Annotated in this window: 15 protein-coding genes and 2 pseudogenes; 4 read left to right on the top strand and 13 right to left on the bottom strand. The window is 52.3% G+C overall.

The window, feature by feature from the left end:
• Positions 1-82: 82 nt before the first annotated feature.
• The 4 genes from dndE to dndB are packed head-to-tail and all read right to left on the bottom strand — an operon-like array spanning position 83 to position 5,142.
• A complete protein-coding gene (dndE, locus tag BEB42_RS18150; protein WP_000937299.1) occupies positions 83-436 on the bottom strand; it encodes a DNA sulfur modification protein DndE in 354 nt (117 codons plus the stop codon).
• Complete coding sequence (gene dndD, locus BEB42_RS18145; protein ID WP_001297570.1) at positions 436-2,436, bottom strand: DNA sulfur modification protein DndD; 2,001 nt, start codon at positions 2,434-2,436, stop codon at positions 436-438. Before dndD ends, dndE begins: the two co-directional genes overlap by 1 nt.
• 1 nt (position 2,437) lies before the next feature.
• Positions 2,438-4,060: a DNA phosphorothioation system sulfurtransferase DndC gene (gene dndC / locus BEB42_RS18140; RefSeq protein WP_028985899.1), complete on the bottom strand. Its 1,623-nt coding sequence runs from the start codon at positions 4,058-4,060 to the stop codon at positions 2,438-2,440.
• On the bottom strand, positions 4,057-5,142 hold the full coding sequence (gene dndB, locus BEB42_RS18135) for a DNA sulfur modification protein DndB (RefSeq protein ID WP_000179013.1): 1,086 nt from the start codon (positions 5,140-5,142) through the stop codon (positions 4,057-4,059). Before dndB ends, dndC begins: the two co-directional genes overlap by 4 nt.
• A gap of 184 nt (positions 5,143-5,326) precedes the next feature.
• Between dndB and BEB42_RS18130 the strand changes: the two are divergent.
• Together BEB42_RS18130 and BEB42_RS18125 are read left to right on the top strand one after the other, a co-directional pair.
• Positions 5,327-5,476: pseudogene (locus BEB42_RS18130) on the top strand (IS3 family transposase); the annotation flags it as partial.
• A gap of 80 nt (positions 5,477-5,556) precedes the next feature.
• Positions 5,557-5,814 carry a hypothetical protein gene (locus tag BEB42_RS18125; protein WP_000177057.1) on the top strand — a complete coding sequence of 86 codons (258 nt, stop codon included), beginning with the start codon at positions 5,557-5,559 and terminating at the stop codon, positions 5,812-5,814.
• A gap of 557 nt (positions 5,815-6,371) precedes the next feature.
• On the opposite strand, the gene fecE is transcribed toward BEB42_RS18125, so the two are convergent.
• The 7 genes from fecE to fecI all read right to left on the bottom strand — a co-directional run bounded on the left by fecE (position 6,372) and on the right by fecI (position 13,917).
• Positions 6,372-7,139 carry a Fe(3+) dicitrate ABC transporter ATP-binding protein FecE gene (gene fecE, locus BEB42_RS18120; protein ID WP_021562441.1) on the bottom strand — a complete coding sequence of 256 codons (768 nt, stop codon included), beginning with the start codon at positions 7,137-7,139 and terminating at the stop codon, positions 6,372-6,374.
• Positions 7,140-8,096, bottom strand: coding sequence for a Fe(3+) dicitrate ABC transporter permease subunit FecD (gene fecD, locus BEB42_RS18115; protein ID WP_028985898.1), 957 nt, complete (start codon positions 8,094-8,096; stop codon positions 7,140-7,142).
• Entirely contained in the window at positions 8,093-9,091 is a 999-nt protein-coding gene (gene fecC / locus BEB42_RS18110; protein ID WP_000125187.1) for an iron-dicitrate ABC transporter permease FecC, read from the bottom strand. Before fecC ends, fecD begins: the two co-directional genes overlap by 4 nt.
• Entirely contained in the window at positions 9,088-9,990 is a 903-nt protein-coding gene (gene fecB, locus BEB42_RS18105; RefSeq protein WP_000879164.1) for a Fe(3+) dicitrate ABC transporter substrate-binding protein FecB, read from the bottom strand. Before fecB ends, fecC begins: the two co-directional genes overlap by 4 nt.
• A 44-nt stretch (positions 9,991-10,034) precedes the next feature.
• Complete coding sequence (fecA, locus tag BEB42_RS18100; RefSeq protein WP_028985897.1) at positions 10,035-12,359, bottom strand: TonB-dependent Fe(3+) dicitrate receptor FecA; 2,325 nt, start codon at positions 12,357-12,359, stop codon at positions 10,035-10,037.
• 86 nt (positions 12,360-12,445) lie between these two features.
• A complete protein-coding gene (gene fecR / locus BEB42_RS18095) occupies positions 12,446-13,399 on the bottom strand; it encodes a ferric citrate uptake sigma factor regulator FecR (protein ID WP_001297221.1) in 954 nt (317 codons plus the stop codon).
• Entirely contained in the window at positions 13,396-13,917 is a 522-nt protein-coding gene (fecI, locus tag BEB42_RS18090) for an RNA polymerase sigma factor FecI (protein ID WP_001283627.1), read from the bottom strand. The genes fecR and fecI overlap by 4 nt, the downstream gene beginning before the upstream one ends.
• A 136-nt stretch (positions 13,918-14,053) precedes the next feature.
• Here fecI and BEB42_RS26775 point away from each other — a divergent pair, with 136 nt between their 5' ends.
• The gene (locus BEB42_RS26775) at positions 14,054-14,146 is read left to right on the top strand and encodes a hypothetical protein (RefSeq protein WP_225115267.1); all 93 of its coding nucleotides are present in this window, start codon (positions 14,054-14,056) and stop codon (positions 14,144-14,146) included.
• Between the two features lie 58 nt (positions 14,147-14,204).
• On the opposite strand, the pseudogene BEB42_RS18080 reads toward BEB42_RS26775, so the two are convergent.
• A pseudogene (locus BEB42_RS18080) lies at positions 14,205-14,336 on the bottom strand (IS3 family transposase); the annotation flags it as partial.
• A gap of 281 nt (positions 14,337-14,617) precedes the next feature.
• Between BEB42_RS18080 and BEB42_RS18075 the strand changes: the two are divergent.
• Positions 14,618-15,976: an esterase-like activity of phytase family protein gene (locus BEB42_RS18075; RefSeq protein ID WP_000823243.1), complete on the top strand. Its 1,359-nt coding sequence runs from the start codon at positions 14,618-14,620 to the stop codon at positions 15,974-15,976.
• Between the two features lie 238 nt (positions 15,977-16,214).
• Here the strand turns inward: BEB42_RS18075 and BEB42_RS18070 are convergent.
• Positions 16,215-16,473: transposase domain-containing protein (locus tag BEB42_RS18070; protein ID WP_130559971.1), on the bottom strand; the 259-nt coding region annotated here is incomplete at its 5' end.

Here is a 16,473-nt window from a genome sequence, read left to right as displayed (position 1 = left end):
CAATTATAAAACTCAATCACCACCTCCCTAGGAGGTGGTTTTAGGTTGAAAACAAAAGGTCATACCAATAAATTTAAATGTTTTATATAGCATTTAATAAGCTAATTAAACTTTTATGATTTCTCAATGCCGCAATCCCATCCTCAACATGAGCAGCCCATGCCTTAATCAACGCCTTTTGCTCTAATTGTGGATAAAGCATCTTCAGCACCAATTCTGTAGCTTGTAGTGTCTCCCCCAGCCACGTAATTTTATCCAGCACCAGCGTACCATCCAGCTTCTTACTATCTCGTTCAGGTGAATAGCGAAACTCACTCTCCACCGAGCGGAAAAATGCTAGCCGGGCAGCAATATTGGGTGTAATCCCAGTATACCCTTTAAGCTTTTTAAGCTGATCTTCAGTCTGACGGCTAAGCGCCATTCGATTCGGGAGCATCAGATAGCCTCCTTAGTTAATTCCCAGAAATAACCAGGCTTCAGCGTTGATGACTTAGTATGTGCATTAAACACAATCTCATAAGCATGAGAGATATCATCACGCAACTGATCAACAAAATAACGTTCATCTACTTCAGTATCGGTAGAAAGCAACACAACCTGATGACTGGCTTCAGGGAAGTAGTGATTAATCAATTTATCTCGATGTTGAGAGTCCAGACGACCCAATGGTGTATCAATGATCACTGGTAAATCACGGCCAGAGGTTTTCGCCAGCGCCTCAAGAATAGCAATTGCATAAATCTGTTTTTCACCAGCAGAAAGTAACTTACGGTTAATTACTGAGCCATTCTCATCAATTAATTCAACATCAAACGTTTGAGGGTTGATATGCGCACTAAGTTGTAAATCCTCTTTGCGAGCCAACTTACGGTAAGCAAGCTCGAAGTTTGTCGACAGCGTTTTTACCCGAGCCTGGGTTAATACATCGCTGTAGCGATCGAGTAAATTTATCGTTTCCTGAGCATTCTTAAACGCACTGCTATAACTGTGCTGATAACGAGCGGCGTCATGCGCTTTTTGAATCTGACGAACACAATCCAGTTGCTGCTGTTTTTTACGTTTAGCATCTTCTAGCAATGACCGATATTTCTGCAATTGGGCTTCGCGCTGCCTATCCAGGTCACGTAATTTTTCAAAGAGATCCATCAGCTGCTCATCTTCAGGAGCGCGGGCAATATTAGCAGCCGCTTGTTCTAACTGTTGTTCAATCTCAGATAACTGTGTGCGATAAAGCTCGAAACGCTGCCATGCTCTTTTACTATCTATCTCAATAGACTGTTGAAGCATACCTGCTTCACGCTCAGAGATATCAAAGAGCAAATCACCTTTTGGTTTCGTTGCCATATAATCTTTTAGATTATCGGTAATCGCTTCAGCTGCTATTTTGCCAGTCCCCGCAGAACGAAATGCAATATCATTTCTGAGTTGCGTTAAAAACTGGCTCAGCTCTTTTTCAAAGCTTTTTGCCTGTTTAATTTGCGTTTCATCAGCAATTTGTTGCAGCAAATGAGACAAAATAGTGGGCGCAAGCGCATAAGGTAGCGAGCCATCGCATTCTTGTCTCAGTGCTTTTTCCAGATGTTCTTTATCTTTTAGCAGCGTTTCGACTTTCTGTTTTTCCTGCGCTTTAGTCTGGGCAAAAGCGCCCCCCTGAGCATTTAGCAAGCCTTCATAATGGGTTATATCTTTAGATAGAAACTCAATCCGCGATTTGGCAAAATCGGCGCTTTCCAGCAGTGCTTCTGTCTGGCAGGCTAATTCTTTACTCTGTTTTTCAAGCTCTGCAATCTGTTGTTGCTGAGAACTTGCTAGCTGGCTGGATTGCTGACGCTTAACAAAAATCATTAAATCGTTACGCAGTTTAGAGATGAGATCCAGCCCCAATAAGCGTCGTACGGCAGTACGTAAAATATTACCGGATTCGTCCTCAGCAAGTTCTGCAATTTTCTCGCCATCGAAAAAGAACAAATCAGCAATGCCATGCGGAATTAACTCATTTAGAAATCCCTGGCACTGATCGTAATCCAGCTCACTGAGTGGCTGCCCATCCTGTTGCAGAGAAAGGCGGTCCCTCTTCCCCTTTTTCCAGGTTCGCGTAACGGTAAATTCGGCCTCATGACCGCCTTTATTATAGGTAAACGTCAGTTCTACAGATGCTTCTTCCGGCTGCTCAATATAGTACGCGCCGTTATGAATCAATGCACTGAGTTGTTCGATATACTCTTGCTGTTGAGTCGCTAGCCCAAACGCCAGTCGTCCATACAACGCTATGCGGATCGCCGACAGGATAGACGTTTTCCCTGCGCCGTTTAAACCACCAAACAGCACAATAGGTCGTGGATTCAAATCGTGCGGACGCTTTCTGGGTGCCAGATCAATGGTATGTGTACCGTTAAATACCCGAAAATTATGTAATACCAGCTGTTTAATGAGCACGTTATTTCTCCTCCCCAATCAGTAACGAGGATTCACTGGCATCAACAATTCTGCGCTGTAAAACCTGAAGTTCAGTTTCCAGCTTTGTAAGTTCTTCCTGATGAATATCTCGTTCAACTCGTTTTTGCAGAGTGACCTGTTGTTGTTCAATTTCTTCGAGAGTGCCCCAGTCCTGCTTTAAAATCGTGCCAAGTTTGTCAAAAATGCCCTGACGACGGCTTAAGCCTTCCATTGAAACTTCCAGCTCGATGAGTTTCATCACCATTTCAGGCACAACGTCAAATCCCTGCGCTATCTGCACCAACAGATCTGCATCGCTGGCATCAAAGCGCGACTGATCGTCCACCACCCAGTCTAAATCCTGTTGATACACTTCACGGTAAATACCCGGCAGCGTGTCATACCAGTCTGGTTCATTAGGATCTTTCAACCACTCCTGACGAATCGCATGCAGCTCTGGTTTGGTAATTAACGTAATGGTATGGCCTTGAGCATTCAAATCGCGCTCTATCTCCAGCAATTCTTTGAGCCATTGCTGACGGTATTTTAGCCAGTAAGGACCTGGAACATGCTTACGCTCAGCCCCCGGCTCATCACTTTCTTTAGCGTACTGATAGCTCACCTTACCAGTACGGCGCTTATAGTTTCGAAACGTGTCTTTATTCACCGGATCGGTGGTAAATGCCAGCAGATCACGATATTTCAGCAACGGAGACATCCATTCTTCACCGTTTTTGATCAGGCTTTCCATCGCCTTATCTTTAGTGACAACGGTACAGGTCCAACAGCCAAAACGCGAGTTGCCGCAGGAAGGGGTACTACCATCAATTACCAGAGGACATTCACCCTGTGCGGAAGAATCCATATACAACGTCCACAGTGGACGGTTGTTTCCACCCCACGGGCTTTCCCACTCGTCGATATCTTCAGGGGCATAGCGGAACGCGCCCCGCAGCAGCTTCCAGACATCTTCTACATCCCAGGTATCAATGGGGGTATAGATGAATGCATTTGCCAGCGTGGTATGCCGGGCAAGGCGTGATCCATCAATCTTGTGCTTTGCGATCACCTGCGCACGAGAAGCACTTTCACTACTGCGCGAACCAAGTACGACGATGACTTCATCAAACTGGCTGACCTTATCTTTAATAAAGTCACTCACCGGGTTGATTTTCATGCGCTCAGTGCACCAACGGAAACTACGAGTTGGAGCCGGATAACCTTTCCCCAGCAAATTGACCCAGAAGGTTTCATTCGTTTTAGGCGTTACCGCGTGTTGAGTGATCGGCAAGCCGTTACGCTTCGCTCCCGCCTCAATCTGCAACATCGTTTTCTTAATCAGATCCACGACTACCGGTGTTTCGACCAGCGTATCGGACGACACCACAAAAATATCTTTGCTGCGCATTTCCGGGGGCAGGCCGAGCAAGGCCAGATACACCAGCGTGATCACAGCGGAAGAATCTTTCCCACCGCTGTAGCCAATCACCCACGGACGTTTATCCGCACAATAAATTCGTTGAACCTCAGCAACATATTCGGCCAGAGGACGTCCGGCGAACTGTTCCTGATTAATAAAATCTTCGTATTCGGCCAAATCATAGGCCTGAACTAATTTACTCATGAGACAACCATTTGAGCTTCAAGCTCCTGTTCTTCAGGAGTGAGGGGAATTGAGAGTGCGGTTTTTAGCGCATTGCAGGTTAACTGGATCGCGGTACTGGTTTTACTCAACTTCCCATGCTGCATCGCTCGCTTGATGAGGTCCGGATTGTTTCTACGCCAGTTAAATGTTTTGAGTGCAGCGATTTTCTCCGGCCATTGCTCAGGATAATCCGTCAGCAGGGTATATCCTAGTTGCCCAAGTGCCTGCAATCCAATGCCATGAGCGTGAACATAATCTTGTCGCAATTGAACCGGTGAAACTTCCTTTTTAGCCGCTAATTGCCAATCAGGCATTACACTAAAAATAGCCTGCCAATATTGGGTAGCAATGTGGGTGCATTCCTCAAAGTTATCCTCTTTGGGATCTTTGCCCAACAATGCGCGGGTAGCCTGCTTGATGCTGCTCAACGTAAATAGCTTATTCGACCTCTGGCTAATGCCAGATTTTTCCAGTTCCGTCATCCCAACAAACGGCTCTACTGACATTGCCAGATAACGCGCCAGATTCGAACAGGCATCGCGATGATCGTATAGCGACGCCAGCGATGGGCTGGGGCGAATGGCGTATTTATTCAGATCGGCGAACATCTGCTGGCTACGCTTTAAGCCTTCATCGACAAAGAACAACACCGGGATATTATCCTGGCCCAGCTCCGGACGAGCGTCTAAAGCGTCTTCAATCGCTTTACGGCGATGTTGTCCATCATTGATTAGAATTTGCGCATCCATTGGTACGCACAACGTCCCCAGATTGTTAGAACCTGGAAACTCATCAAATTGAACGTCTACGGCAATGGAAGCCGTCAGAGCTGAAAACACATAATCTTTAGGGTTTTCCAACAAATAACGTACCATCTCGGGAATGCGCGATTTATTTAGCGTGCGCTGTGCGCGTAATTCCGGTGGCACATCATTTTCATCAAAACTGAATATTTTCGGGATGATACGCATCGGGCATGTGGCGATATAGAAAGGGCGACCAGCCTGAATGCCACGTATAGCCGGAAACGAGTAGCAGTAATCTGCATCAACACTAGCCATGCTGTAATCCATAAAAGCATAAGGTGAATTTTGTTACGTTATATTTTACGTAACACTGGCTAGAAATTACAGCTTTTTCACGTAATAAATTGCGTACCACCTTTCAATATACCCGCAATTTTGCTCTATAACCCAGAGCAACCGTGCAGACATGCTCTGTACTTCTGTAGAGCGCTAACGCATAAGCTTTAGCGAAGCTGCTCATGCGATCACAGACTATATCATCGGGTATTACAGCTCGCTAAGACCGCATGACAATAACGGCGGGTTGCCCCCAAACGAATCGGAACACCGCTACTGGAAAAACTCTAAATCGGTGGCCAGTTTAAGTTGACCACTTCACTACCTGAAGGGAGCCGCGGTCGCCTAGCAGTTGCAGTAGCAGGAGATCATCCAGCCGCAGTACAGGTCACGATGACTCTGGTTAATGATACCGGCTTTGACCCCGTATTTTCCGGCTCTATCGCTGAATCATGGCGTCAGCAGCCGTGCACACCATCCTATTGTTGTGACTGGGAGGCTGCCACCATGCTTCGCGCTTTCCCTCTGGCGAAAAAGGGAGAAGGACGGGCCCGTCTGCCTTCACTTTATGCCAGCTTCGGTAAGCTGGGTGAGACACCGACTCATGAAGATATCATTGATAACAATCGATCCATCAACTGGCCTGTATAACGTGGCTGCCGGTGATTAAGAAAGCTGCACCTACCTAAGTAGTAGCAAACGCACACTTTTTAGAAAAATCGATGGTCAGAAACTGGATTAGCAATTCCGTTCCAGGGTTGCTTTTGATTTACGTTGGCGTCTGATCATTGATTTATCCTCAAAAGCCCAACCTCATTGGTAATGAACCAGCTCCGTGAATGTCCGCTCTGGCACAGAGCGAAATTTTTTGATCTCCCCCCCTGAAATCTAAACTTAGTCATGTCACGTTTTTGGGTTTCTAAAATTTTAACTTCGCGTTTTTCGTTGCCGTAAGGGTTATACAGAAATGTCCGTTAAGCAGAGTTCAAAATTGATTGCCGTGATCACGACTGGTTTGAAAGCCGCGCCCAAGCCTGTACAGCTCTGGTTTGCGTTGATTATGAACCTGTCAGCCTAAAGCAAGCGGATGGACGATGAGTATTGGTAATCTTTCAGAGTCCGGAAAAGTTCAGCCCCAGTCTGAACAGGCTTGCTGGCGCCAGTCCAGTTTCATTCAGTCGTGGTTTGGTTCTTACGGCCTGTGCAATCTACCTCATTAGGCACATCGGCCTGCCAGATACCGGCTCGGGGTGTATTTCCGCTTCCACGCTGAATACTGTTCTCAGCAATCCTGGGGTCATCACCTCTTCTGGTGTGCCTTGCGCCATAACATGTCCGTTTGCCATTACCACCAGTTGATCGCAGTACCGGCTAGCCTGATTAAGGTCGTGCAGCACAGCGACCACCGTTTTCCCCTGAGTCCGGAGTTCGCCCATCAACCGCATCAGGTCCACCTGGTGATTGATATCAAGATAGGTGGTTGGCTCATCAAGTAATACAACGGGCGTATTCTGGGCCAGGACCATCGCCAGAAATACGCGCTGGCGCTGACCGCCGGAAAGCTCGGTTAACCGACGACCGGCAAGATGATTGATCCGGGTCTGGTTCATGGCGACATTAACTCGTGCATTGTCTTCAGCGGAGAGACGCCCCCAGAGTGACAGCCAGGGATTACGACCATACGAAACCAGCTCCTGGACTGTGATCCCCTCTGGCGTTAAATGGTGCTGAGGCAGCAGCGAAAGCCTGCGGGCCAACTGGCGCGATGAGAGCATATTTATGGGATTATCGCCGAGAAATACGGTGCCAGACTGCGGCATTAAAAGCCGCGAAAAACAGTTTAACAGCGTCGATTTCCCGCAACCGTTAGGACCGATCAGGGCGGTGATCTTCCCCGTTGGCAGTGAGAGTGAAACGTCGTTAAGTACCTTGTCTGTCCCGTAACTGACCGTCAGATTTTCAGTTCGTAAAGTCATTTATCGCATTCTCACAAGCAACCAGACAAACCACGGCGCACCGATAATGGCGGTCAGCACGCCAACCGGGAGCTCCAGTGGGGGATGAATAATTCTCGCCAGCAGATCGGCAACCACCAACAGCAACGCACCTGTCAGGGCTGAAACAGGCAGCAGTCTGCGGTGACGTCCACCGGTGATGCTACGTATCATATGCGGCACCACGAGACCAATAAAGCTAATCGGGCCGCAGGCGGCCACGCCGGTAGATGTCATGGCGACAGCTAGTAACAAAGCCCAGAATCGGGTATGGGGCACCGACACACCGAGCGTGGTGGCGCGCGCATCGCCGAGTGCAAGGAGGTCGAGATCGCGGCAAAAACTCAGGCTCAGCGGCAGAAATAAAATCATCAGCGGGATGGCAATCTTCACAAAGCTCCAGTCACGGCCCCATAAGCTGCCGGTCAGCCACAGCAGGGCGTTGTTCACATCCTGCGGGCGCGAGAGCATCAGATAATCCGTCAGGCTGGCCCAGCATGCAGAAAGCGCCACGCCGGTGAGCGCCAGCTTCATCGGCTGGTGGGTCTTTGCCAGCATCTTCAGCAATATCAACCCCGCCATGCCGCCCGCAAAGGCCAGCAGCGGCAGCACCATCACGGGCAGTGACGGCATAAGAAGTAGAGCCCCCACAGAGGCCAGGCTGGCGGCATGGTTAACGCCGAGAATATCCGGTGATGCCAGAGGGTTGCGCACAATCCCCTGTATCAGCACGCCCGCCACGGCGAGGGCTGCACCGACAAACAGTGCCAGCAGCAAGCGCGGCAGTCGGTACTCCATCAATACATAATAATGCTCGCGTCCGGCCTGCCAGTCGGTCAGCAGCGCGCGCCACGGCACGGGGATCACTCCCATATGGAGTGATAACAGCGCACAGCCCGCCAGGGCAAGGGTGATGAAAATAACCAGCGCAATTTTCATCCTCGCCTCCTCACAAGCCAGACAAAGCAAGGGCTGCCAATCAGCGCCAGCACTGCGCCTGCGGGCAGATCTCCGGGGAAGGCCAGCGCGCGTGCGAGTACATCTGCCAGCAGCATCAGCGTGGCCCCCAGCAGCATGCTCACTGGCAGTACGTTGCGCTGATCGAAGCCTGCCCAGAAGCGCGCCAGATGTGGCACCAGCAGACCGATAAACGCCACCGGACCTGCCACGCTGACGCACGCACCAACCAGAAGCAGCACTAACATATTGATGACCAAACGTAGCCTCGTCAGGTTCACTCCCAGCGTATGGGCGGTGCTGTCGCTGAGGTTGAGCAGGTTCAGTTGATTCGCCAGCAGCAACACGACAGGGACTGCAGTGACCACCACCGGCAAGAGCTGCCAGACATCCTGCCAGCGGGCGTGGGACACTCCGCCTGCCAGCCAGTAAAAGATGCCGTAAGCATGATCTTCGGCCAGCAGCAGGGTGATGCGGGTAAGGCCCATACAAAAGGCCGACAGCGCGATACCCGCGAGGATCAGTTTGTTTCTGTCATGGGTATGACGAAATCCGCCTCCTGCGGTCATGACCAGCAGCCAGCTCACGCCGCCCCCGCATGCCGCGATGAACGACAGAGAATAGCCTGCAATCGGCGTCGGACTCAGCGCGCTGGTAAGCGCCATAGCCAGCGCCGCGCCGCTGTTAATGCCGAGCAGTGAAGGAGAGGCCATTGGGTTGTGGGTCAGGGTTTGCAGCAGCGTGCCCGCGAGCGCCAGGCTTGCGCCGATCAGAACGGCGACCAGGCTTCGTGGCAAACGAAGGTTTTGCACCAGCGCTTCTGGTAGCGTTGGCGTGTGTCCAGGCAGCAGGGCGCGGGTTGCATCTGCTCCGGAAACAGGAATGGCCGAGTAGCAAAACAGACTCAGCCAGAAAATAATAATAAGTGCTGCAACGGGAAGCCCCCACAGCAGCACCGGGTGTTTTATCGCGGTCATTTCACAACGGTAAGCGGCTGATGGTGGAAGATTTTTACCGTGTCAGCGGCAATACGCTCTGCAGCAAAAATACCGCGCATCCGCGCCCAGGTGTTACTGTCGACCGAAGCAACCTGCTGCTTCTGCGCGGCGGTTAACATCTGCCAGAGCGGATCTTGTTGCCAGCGTTTAACAATGCTCTCTTCGCGATAGTGGGCAACCAGCAGCCAGGCAGGATTGACCGCCAGCAGTTGCTCCAGGCCGATGGACGGCATGGACGCACCCGCCATCGCAGCGGGAACGTTCAGCCCCAGAGAGGCCAGCACGCTGCCGGTCCAGGTCTCCTGAGTATGCAGGTTGAATTGCTGTTCGCGTGATGTGCCAAAGGCCACGCGTGTCCCTTTGGGAAGCTGGCTGGCCCACTGCGCCATCCTCTCTTTATGTTGTTCCAGGCGTGCCTGCATCTCTCGCTTTTTACCCACCATTTCGCCGATGATAGCCGCAGATTGCAAATTTTCAGCGTAGGTTTCGTTGCGGGACTTAAGCAGCAGTACCGGCGCGATTTGCTGCAAGGCGATGTAAACCCCCGCATGGCGACTGCTGTCGGCAATGATCAGGTCTGGTTTCAGAGCGGCAATGGCTTCCAGGCTCGGCTGCGCGCGCGTTCCGACGGACTGCCACGGTTTCAGGTGCGCACGCACTTCGGGCAGGATGCGTTTTGCATCGTTATCGTCGGCAATACCGATCGGGCTGACGTCCACGGCGGCCAGCGCATCGGCGAACGAGAGTTCCAGCACCACAATCCGTTGTGGCGTTTTTTCGAGTGTAAACGTGCCGTGTTCGTCCTGAACCGTGGCGGCAAAGGCGTGGCTGATCACCAGCAGCAGGCCTGCAAAAACAAAACGGATAAATGCCAACATAATCACATTCCAGCTAAAAGCCCGGCAAGCCGGGCGTTAACACATCAGAACTTCAACGACCCCTGCATATACAGCGTGCGCGGCTGGCCTGCATAGATGCCTTTGTTGTTGTCGTCATAAGAGCGGATGAAGTAGTCCTGGTCGAAGATGTTTTTCACACCGAATGCCAGGTTCAGATCTGCCATCTGCGGGCCAAAGTCATACGCCACGCGTGCGCCCCAGAGCATGAAGCCGGGAATGCGGCCGGTACTGCCGTCGGCGCTCTCTTTCACCGTATTGGCGTTATCCGCAAACTGGCTGGACTGGAAATCGCTGTTCAGATTGAACGTCCAGTTTCCTGGCTTGTAGTCCACGCCCAGCGTGCCTTTATGTTTCGGGGAGAATGGTACCAGATTGCCGTAGGTGTCGCCTTTCTCGCGGATTTCCGCGTTCACATACGCATAGCTGGCGTAGATGGAAACGTTATCAAGCGTTGGCGTTAGCGTATCCAGATCGTAACGTGCCTGCGTTTCCAGCCCGGTATGGCGCGTTTTGCCACGTGCAGTGACGGTGTCGTTGGTCTGGTTGGAGTCGTACTGATTGTTAAAGTTAATCAGGAACAGCCCCATTTCCGCCGTCAGCGCGCCGTCGTCGTAGCGGGTACCGAGTTCCCAGGTTCGCGCTTTTTCCGGTTCCACATTGCCGCTTTGCACAGCCTTGCCAATCTGGCTGTACTGTACGGTGCCGAACGAGCCTTCAGTGTTTGCATAAAGATTCCAGCTGTCAGTCAGGTGATAGAGCACGTTCAACGCCGGAAGCGGTGCGTTATAGCTCACTTCTTCGTGCGTGCCTGTGATGGCGTTGTTCTGGTATGACTCGATATGTTCGAAACGCATACCCGGCGTGATGGTCCAGTTGCCGATGTCGATTTTGTCATCCAGATACCAGGCGTGCGCCTCGGTGCCGGAACGCGTATCGCGGTCGTAAGGGCTTGAGCCGGACGGCAACTGCCCGCTGCTGGTGGCGGTGTAGTAACGCATTTCATGCGTTGATTCATTCACATAGCGATAGCCCACGCCCACTTCGTGCGCGGAAGGGCCGATCATAAAGATCTGGCTGTAGCGTGGCTCAATACCGCGCACCCAGTAGTTACGCGGCGAGAGGGTGATGCGTTTGCCTTGCTCCAGGTAGCCGCTGCGCAGGGTTTGGGTGTAGAACCCCTGAATGTTGAATTTATGCTGGCTGTCTGGCTGGAACTGGTAGCCCAGGCTCGCCAGCTTGCGACGACCCCAGAAGCGGTCATACGGGCGGGTGGATTGCCAGCGATTGGCGTCGTAATCCGCGCGAGACAGGCCACCGGGCATGTCGGCTTCACCGTCGTAATATTGCAGCAGGCTGTTGAAGGTGTGCACCTCATCCGGCGCATATTTGCTTTTCAGCATCAGGTCGTCGATGCGGGTGGCGCTGTGCTCGCGCCAGTCACTGCCGCGCGTGCCGGAGTAGAGCAGCGCGGTGCCAAAACCGTTGTCCGCTGTGCCGCCCACCATCAGGTTGTGCGTCTCTTTCGGGTTGTTTTGTGAAGAGGTTGGGCTGAGCTGACCTTCCACGCCCGCCTCGATACCAAAGTCCTGCGGAATGGCACGGGTAACAAAGTTCACCACGCCGCCCACGCTCTGCGGTCCGTAACGCACCGCACCACCACCGCGTACCACGTCAATGGCATCCATGTTGCCGAGCGAAACGGGAGCCAGTGAAAGCTGCGGCTGACCGTAAGGGGCGAAGGGGACGGGGATGCCGTCCATCAGGACGGTCGAGCGGCTGGCGAGGCGCGGGTTCAGGCCCCGGATGCCAAAGTTCATCGCCAGGTCGTGGCTGCCGGTGCCGTTGTTTTCCGGCGCGCTGACGCCAGGGATGCGGTTAAGTACCTCACGCATGGTGGTTGCGCCGGTTTTGGCGAAATCCTCACGGCGGATCACGTCACGCGCGCCAGCATGTTCAAATACGTCGTTTTCACGCGCATCACCCAGCCAGTCGCCGACCACGGTCAGGGCATCTTCTTTTGGTGCGGGCGCGGGCTCCAGCGTCCAGCTGTTATTTCCCAGCGGTTTTACCTGCAGTCCGCTGCCGTCCAGCAGTTGTTGCAGGCCGCTCTCGACGTCGTAATCGCCGTGCAGGCCGTTGCTCTGCTTGCCGCGCGTCAGGCTGGCGTCAACCGAGAGGGTAAATCCGCTGTGTGCGGCATACTGATTGAGCGCTTTATCGAGCGATCCCGGTGCGATATTAACCTGTGCAGCAAAAGCGGAAAACGAGAGACCGGCCAGCGGCAGCAGGCTCAGGCGAATGGCGTTAACCAAAGGTGTTGTTTTACGAAAAACGCGTAACGGCGTCATACCTTCCCCATCATCATTTTTGTTGTGTTCAGCTATGAGTCGAACGAGAAGGGTAAAAAGGACAATCGAAATAAGAATTATTTTCCTTACAGTGGTGAAATGTTTATCCAGTACCGCGTAATAGACTGAATTTTAACGGGAAGCGTTTGCGCGATAACGTTCAGGATCGCATCGGTATTTTTCAGCGGGAACGTCCCGCTCAGGCGCAGCCCGGCAACGGCGGGATCGCAGCGCAGCACGCCGTTGCGGTAACGGGTTAGCGTGGCTATCACCTCACCCAGCGGTTTATCGCTGAAGCTCAGGATGTCCTTCGTCCAGCTTGTACTCTCGTCATCCAGCGGTTTCACTGCGCCAAACTCAGAGGCGCTGAACTGCAGGCTTTCACCAGCGTTCACGATGCGTTTTTGCGCGGGGGCACTGGCGAGAAGCACTTCCACAGCGTGCTGCTGAACGTCAAGCTGCGTGAAATTATCCAGCTGGCGGACGGTAAATTCTGTCCCTAAAGCAGTGAGCTGGCCCTGACGGGTCAGGACACGGAAGGGGCGTTGCAGGGCATCTTTCGCGGTAGTAATGGCGATTTCACCGTACCAGAGCCGGACGGTGCGCTGATGCGCATCAAAACGCACATCCGCCGCGCTTTGGGTATTCAGCGTGAGCAGGGAGCCATCTTCCAGTTGCTGACGGCTGACTGTGCCTTTGGCGGTGCGGTAATCTGCCCGCAGACCTTCGCTGGTTTCCGACTGCCAGAGCTGCCAGCCTCCGCCAGCGCCGAGCAACAGCAGTAATCCTTTCATCACGTGACGGCGGGTGAGGCGGGTATCGTGCAACGCCCGGCTGGCAACGTCGCCAGGCACACCGCCAAGCTGGTTGCGCAGGTTTTCAACCTGCTGCCAGGCCCACTGGTTATCCTGATCCTGTTCATACCACTGTTGCCAGCGCGCTTCCTGTTGTGGGCTGACGCGCTCGCTGCTTAGCACGGCATACCAGTGGGAAGCTGAACGCAGCGCCTGACGGCGGGAATCGGTTAGCAAAGGATTCATAACCCATACTCCAGACGGAACAGCAGGCAGTGCTCGACGGCTTTCGCCACGTATTTTTTCACGGAGCTGATGGAAACACCGAGTTTGTGCGCAATCTCGCTGTATGTCAGACCATCCAGTTGCGAAAGCAGAAACGCTTCACGTGTTTTGCCGTTTAGCCCGTCCAGCATGCTGTCGAGGAGTTGTAGGGTCTCGAGTTGGCTTTCGCGTTCCTCAGGTGAAGACGCTCCCCCCTCCGGCATAAGCGCCAGCATCTCCAGATACGCTTTTTCCAGCGCGTTTCGGCGAAACAGGTCCACCATCACGCGTTTGGCGATAGTGCAGAGGAAGGAGCGAGGATCGCGGATCGTCGAGAGCGTTTCGCTGACCATTACCCGCAAAAAAGTGTCCTGGGCAATGTCATCTGCATCAAAAGCAGACTGGAGTTTGCGCGTCAGCCAGCTTTTCAACCAGCCGTGATGTGTGCCATAAAGCGACTCGAACGTTAAGGAAGCTGTGGTAGTGGCGCGGTCAGACATGCGGAGTGCATCAAAAGTTAATTATCACGTAGTCATATTAATATGAGAATGGTTATCATTACAATTGGAAATAAAATTGTTTCCAATAGACATTTTTAACATGTTGTTTTTCTAAGTGTTATAAGGTAGGTATAAAATGGGATGGAGCCTCTGCTTCTGGCATGTGTCGGTCAGAATGACTCATGATGTGGTTGGTCTGCTATTATTGACTGATCTTATCCAGCAATAATGGACACGCGGCTAAGTGAACCGCCCCGGGTTTCCTGGAGAGTGTTTTATCTGTGAACTCAGGCTGCCAGATCATCGTTTCCGATGGAAGCATAATAAGCTTTTTCTGCTTCTGCCGGTGGGATATGGCCCTGCCTTTCCAGCAATCGTCGATTGTTATACCAGTCCACCCACGTGAGTGTGGTCAGCTCATCATACTGACACGTGCATTACCCCTACCGCGATAATGCAACCGTACAATATAGGGCGTTTCCTAAACGCAGCCCTCATCACTCCAATCCAACAAGACACAGCATTTTTGATCACGAAGAAAGACAAATAATTTCCGTAAATGTTTCCGTTGTTACAAATAACAACAGTGTTTTACATTTCTTTGGCCTCAGGCCCGCGCATGTTGCCATTCGATGTCATTTTCCTGACTCGTTTCTTCTTTATGGTGTAGTGTGATCTTCACTTTATGGATGCTAACAATATGAAAAGAAAAATTATTCCCGTGCTAATCGGTTGTACGCTCTCTTTCTCTGCCCTGGCGGCACAACCTACGGCTGAGCGCTATGTCGTCAGTTTTCCAGAAGGCACGCACGTGAACTACGCCGGCGCATTTGCCAGTGCATTCCCGAACGGCCTTCCGGTTGGGATAGGTTCTGGCCTGCTGTTCACCGGTAAACAGGGCGATGCCCTGACATTCGCAACCATTACCGATCGCGGTCCGAACGCGGATTCACCGAAAGAGGGGAAAAACGAAACTAAAATTTTCGTTACGCCAGATTTCGCGCCGCTGCTGATGACGATTCGTGTACAAAACGGCAAAGCGGAGGCCATCGATCCCCGTCCTCTGCATGACGATAAAGGCGCGATCAACGGTCTGCCGCTGGCAAGCGACGTGATTGGCTCCACCAATGAAGTGGCCTTCAGCGACACGTTACATAGACTGAAGGGGGATAATCGCGGGCTGGATACGGAAGGGATCACTCCGGATGGTAAAGGAGGTTACTGGCTGTGCGATGAGTATGGCCCGTTCCTGATTAACATCGACAGTAAAGGGAAAATCCTGGCAATCCACGGTCCGCAGGCGGCGGAAGGGGAAAAAGCGATTGCGGGCGGTTTGCCAAATATCCTCAAATGGCGTCAGGCGAACCGCGGCTTTGAAGGCCTCACCCGTATGCCGGACGGGCGTATTATTGTCGCCGTGCAAAGTACGCTGGATATCGACGCTAAGAGCAAGAAAAAGGCGCTGTTTACGCGTCTGGTGAGCTTCGATCCGGCAAGCGGAAAAACCGCGATGTACGGTTATCCTATCGACAGCGCGGCCTACAGCAAAAACAGCGACGCTAAAATCGGAGACATCGTGGCGCTCGATAACCAGCACATCCTGCTGATCGAACAGGGAAGAGATAAAAACAACAGAATGCGTAACCTGATTTACGAGGTCGATCTCAATAAGGCGAGCGACCTGTCAGGCTTCGACAAGCCGGGTGAGTATCCGGAGTTTGATGATGAGAAAACCCTGTCACAGCGCGGCATTACCCTTGCGCAGAAAACGCAGGTTGTTGATCTGCGCTCCTTGGGCTGGCAGCAGGAGAAGGCTGAAGGGTTGGCGCTGATCGACAGCAAAACGCTGGCGGTGGCGAACGATAACGACTTTGGCGTGAAGGTGGCGATGCAACATCCGGTCGAGGGCAAGACATTCAAGGATTATCGGGTGAACGCGGAAGGAAAGCTGACGCTTGACGACAAGCAGGTTGAAACGACCCTCAGAGTGAAGCCACTGGAGAAACCGGAGTCTGACAGTGAACTGTGGATTGTGACGCTGCCGGAAGCGTTGAAATAAGTTTATAAGGTACGGACAGCAGTATCGCTTAGTTTTTCAAATTCATGTATGTGAACAATATTGGGGTTCCGGCGTAGACCCCCAATGAAAGCGTCACCACGTGAAAACATGCCTGCACGGTTTACACGTCATCTCATGGTGGCAGCCGGTTAACTTTCCTGCTACACCAGTGGAAAAAGGCCATAAGCAGTCCGAACAAAAGTAAGCGTACAGCGAGGGCCGTATTGACGGGGATGTGTTATTCAGCTGGCAGTGCTATGCGCCACGGAAGCAGTTCGCTGACCCGGTTGACCGGCCAGTCTGCTATGACGCCAAGCACATGGCGAAGGTAGCTTTCTGGATCCACGTCATTCAGTTTGCACGTCCCGATCAGGCTGTACAGTAGCGCTCCCCGCTCACCACCATGGCCAGAGCCGAAGAACAGGGTCTTCATCTTTTCACGCAACCAGCTTTCCAGGGATTTCAACAGCGGTTTCGTTTTTCGCTGACGTTCAGCA

This window comes from Escherichia sp. MOD1-EC5990, assembly GCF_002965285.1.
Taxonomy (GTDB): Bacteria; Pseudomonadota; Gammaproteobacteria; order Enterobacterales; family Enterobacteriaceae; genus Escherichia; species Escherichia coli_F.
The sequence above is the reverse complement of the archived record's forward strand: the minus strand, read 5'-3'. Positions and strand labels throughout refer to the sequence as shown.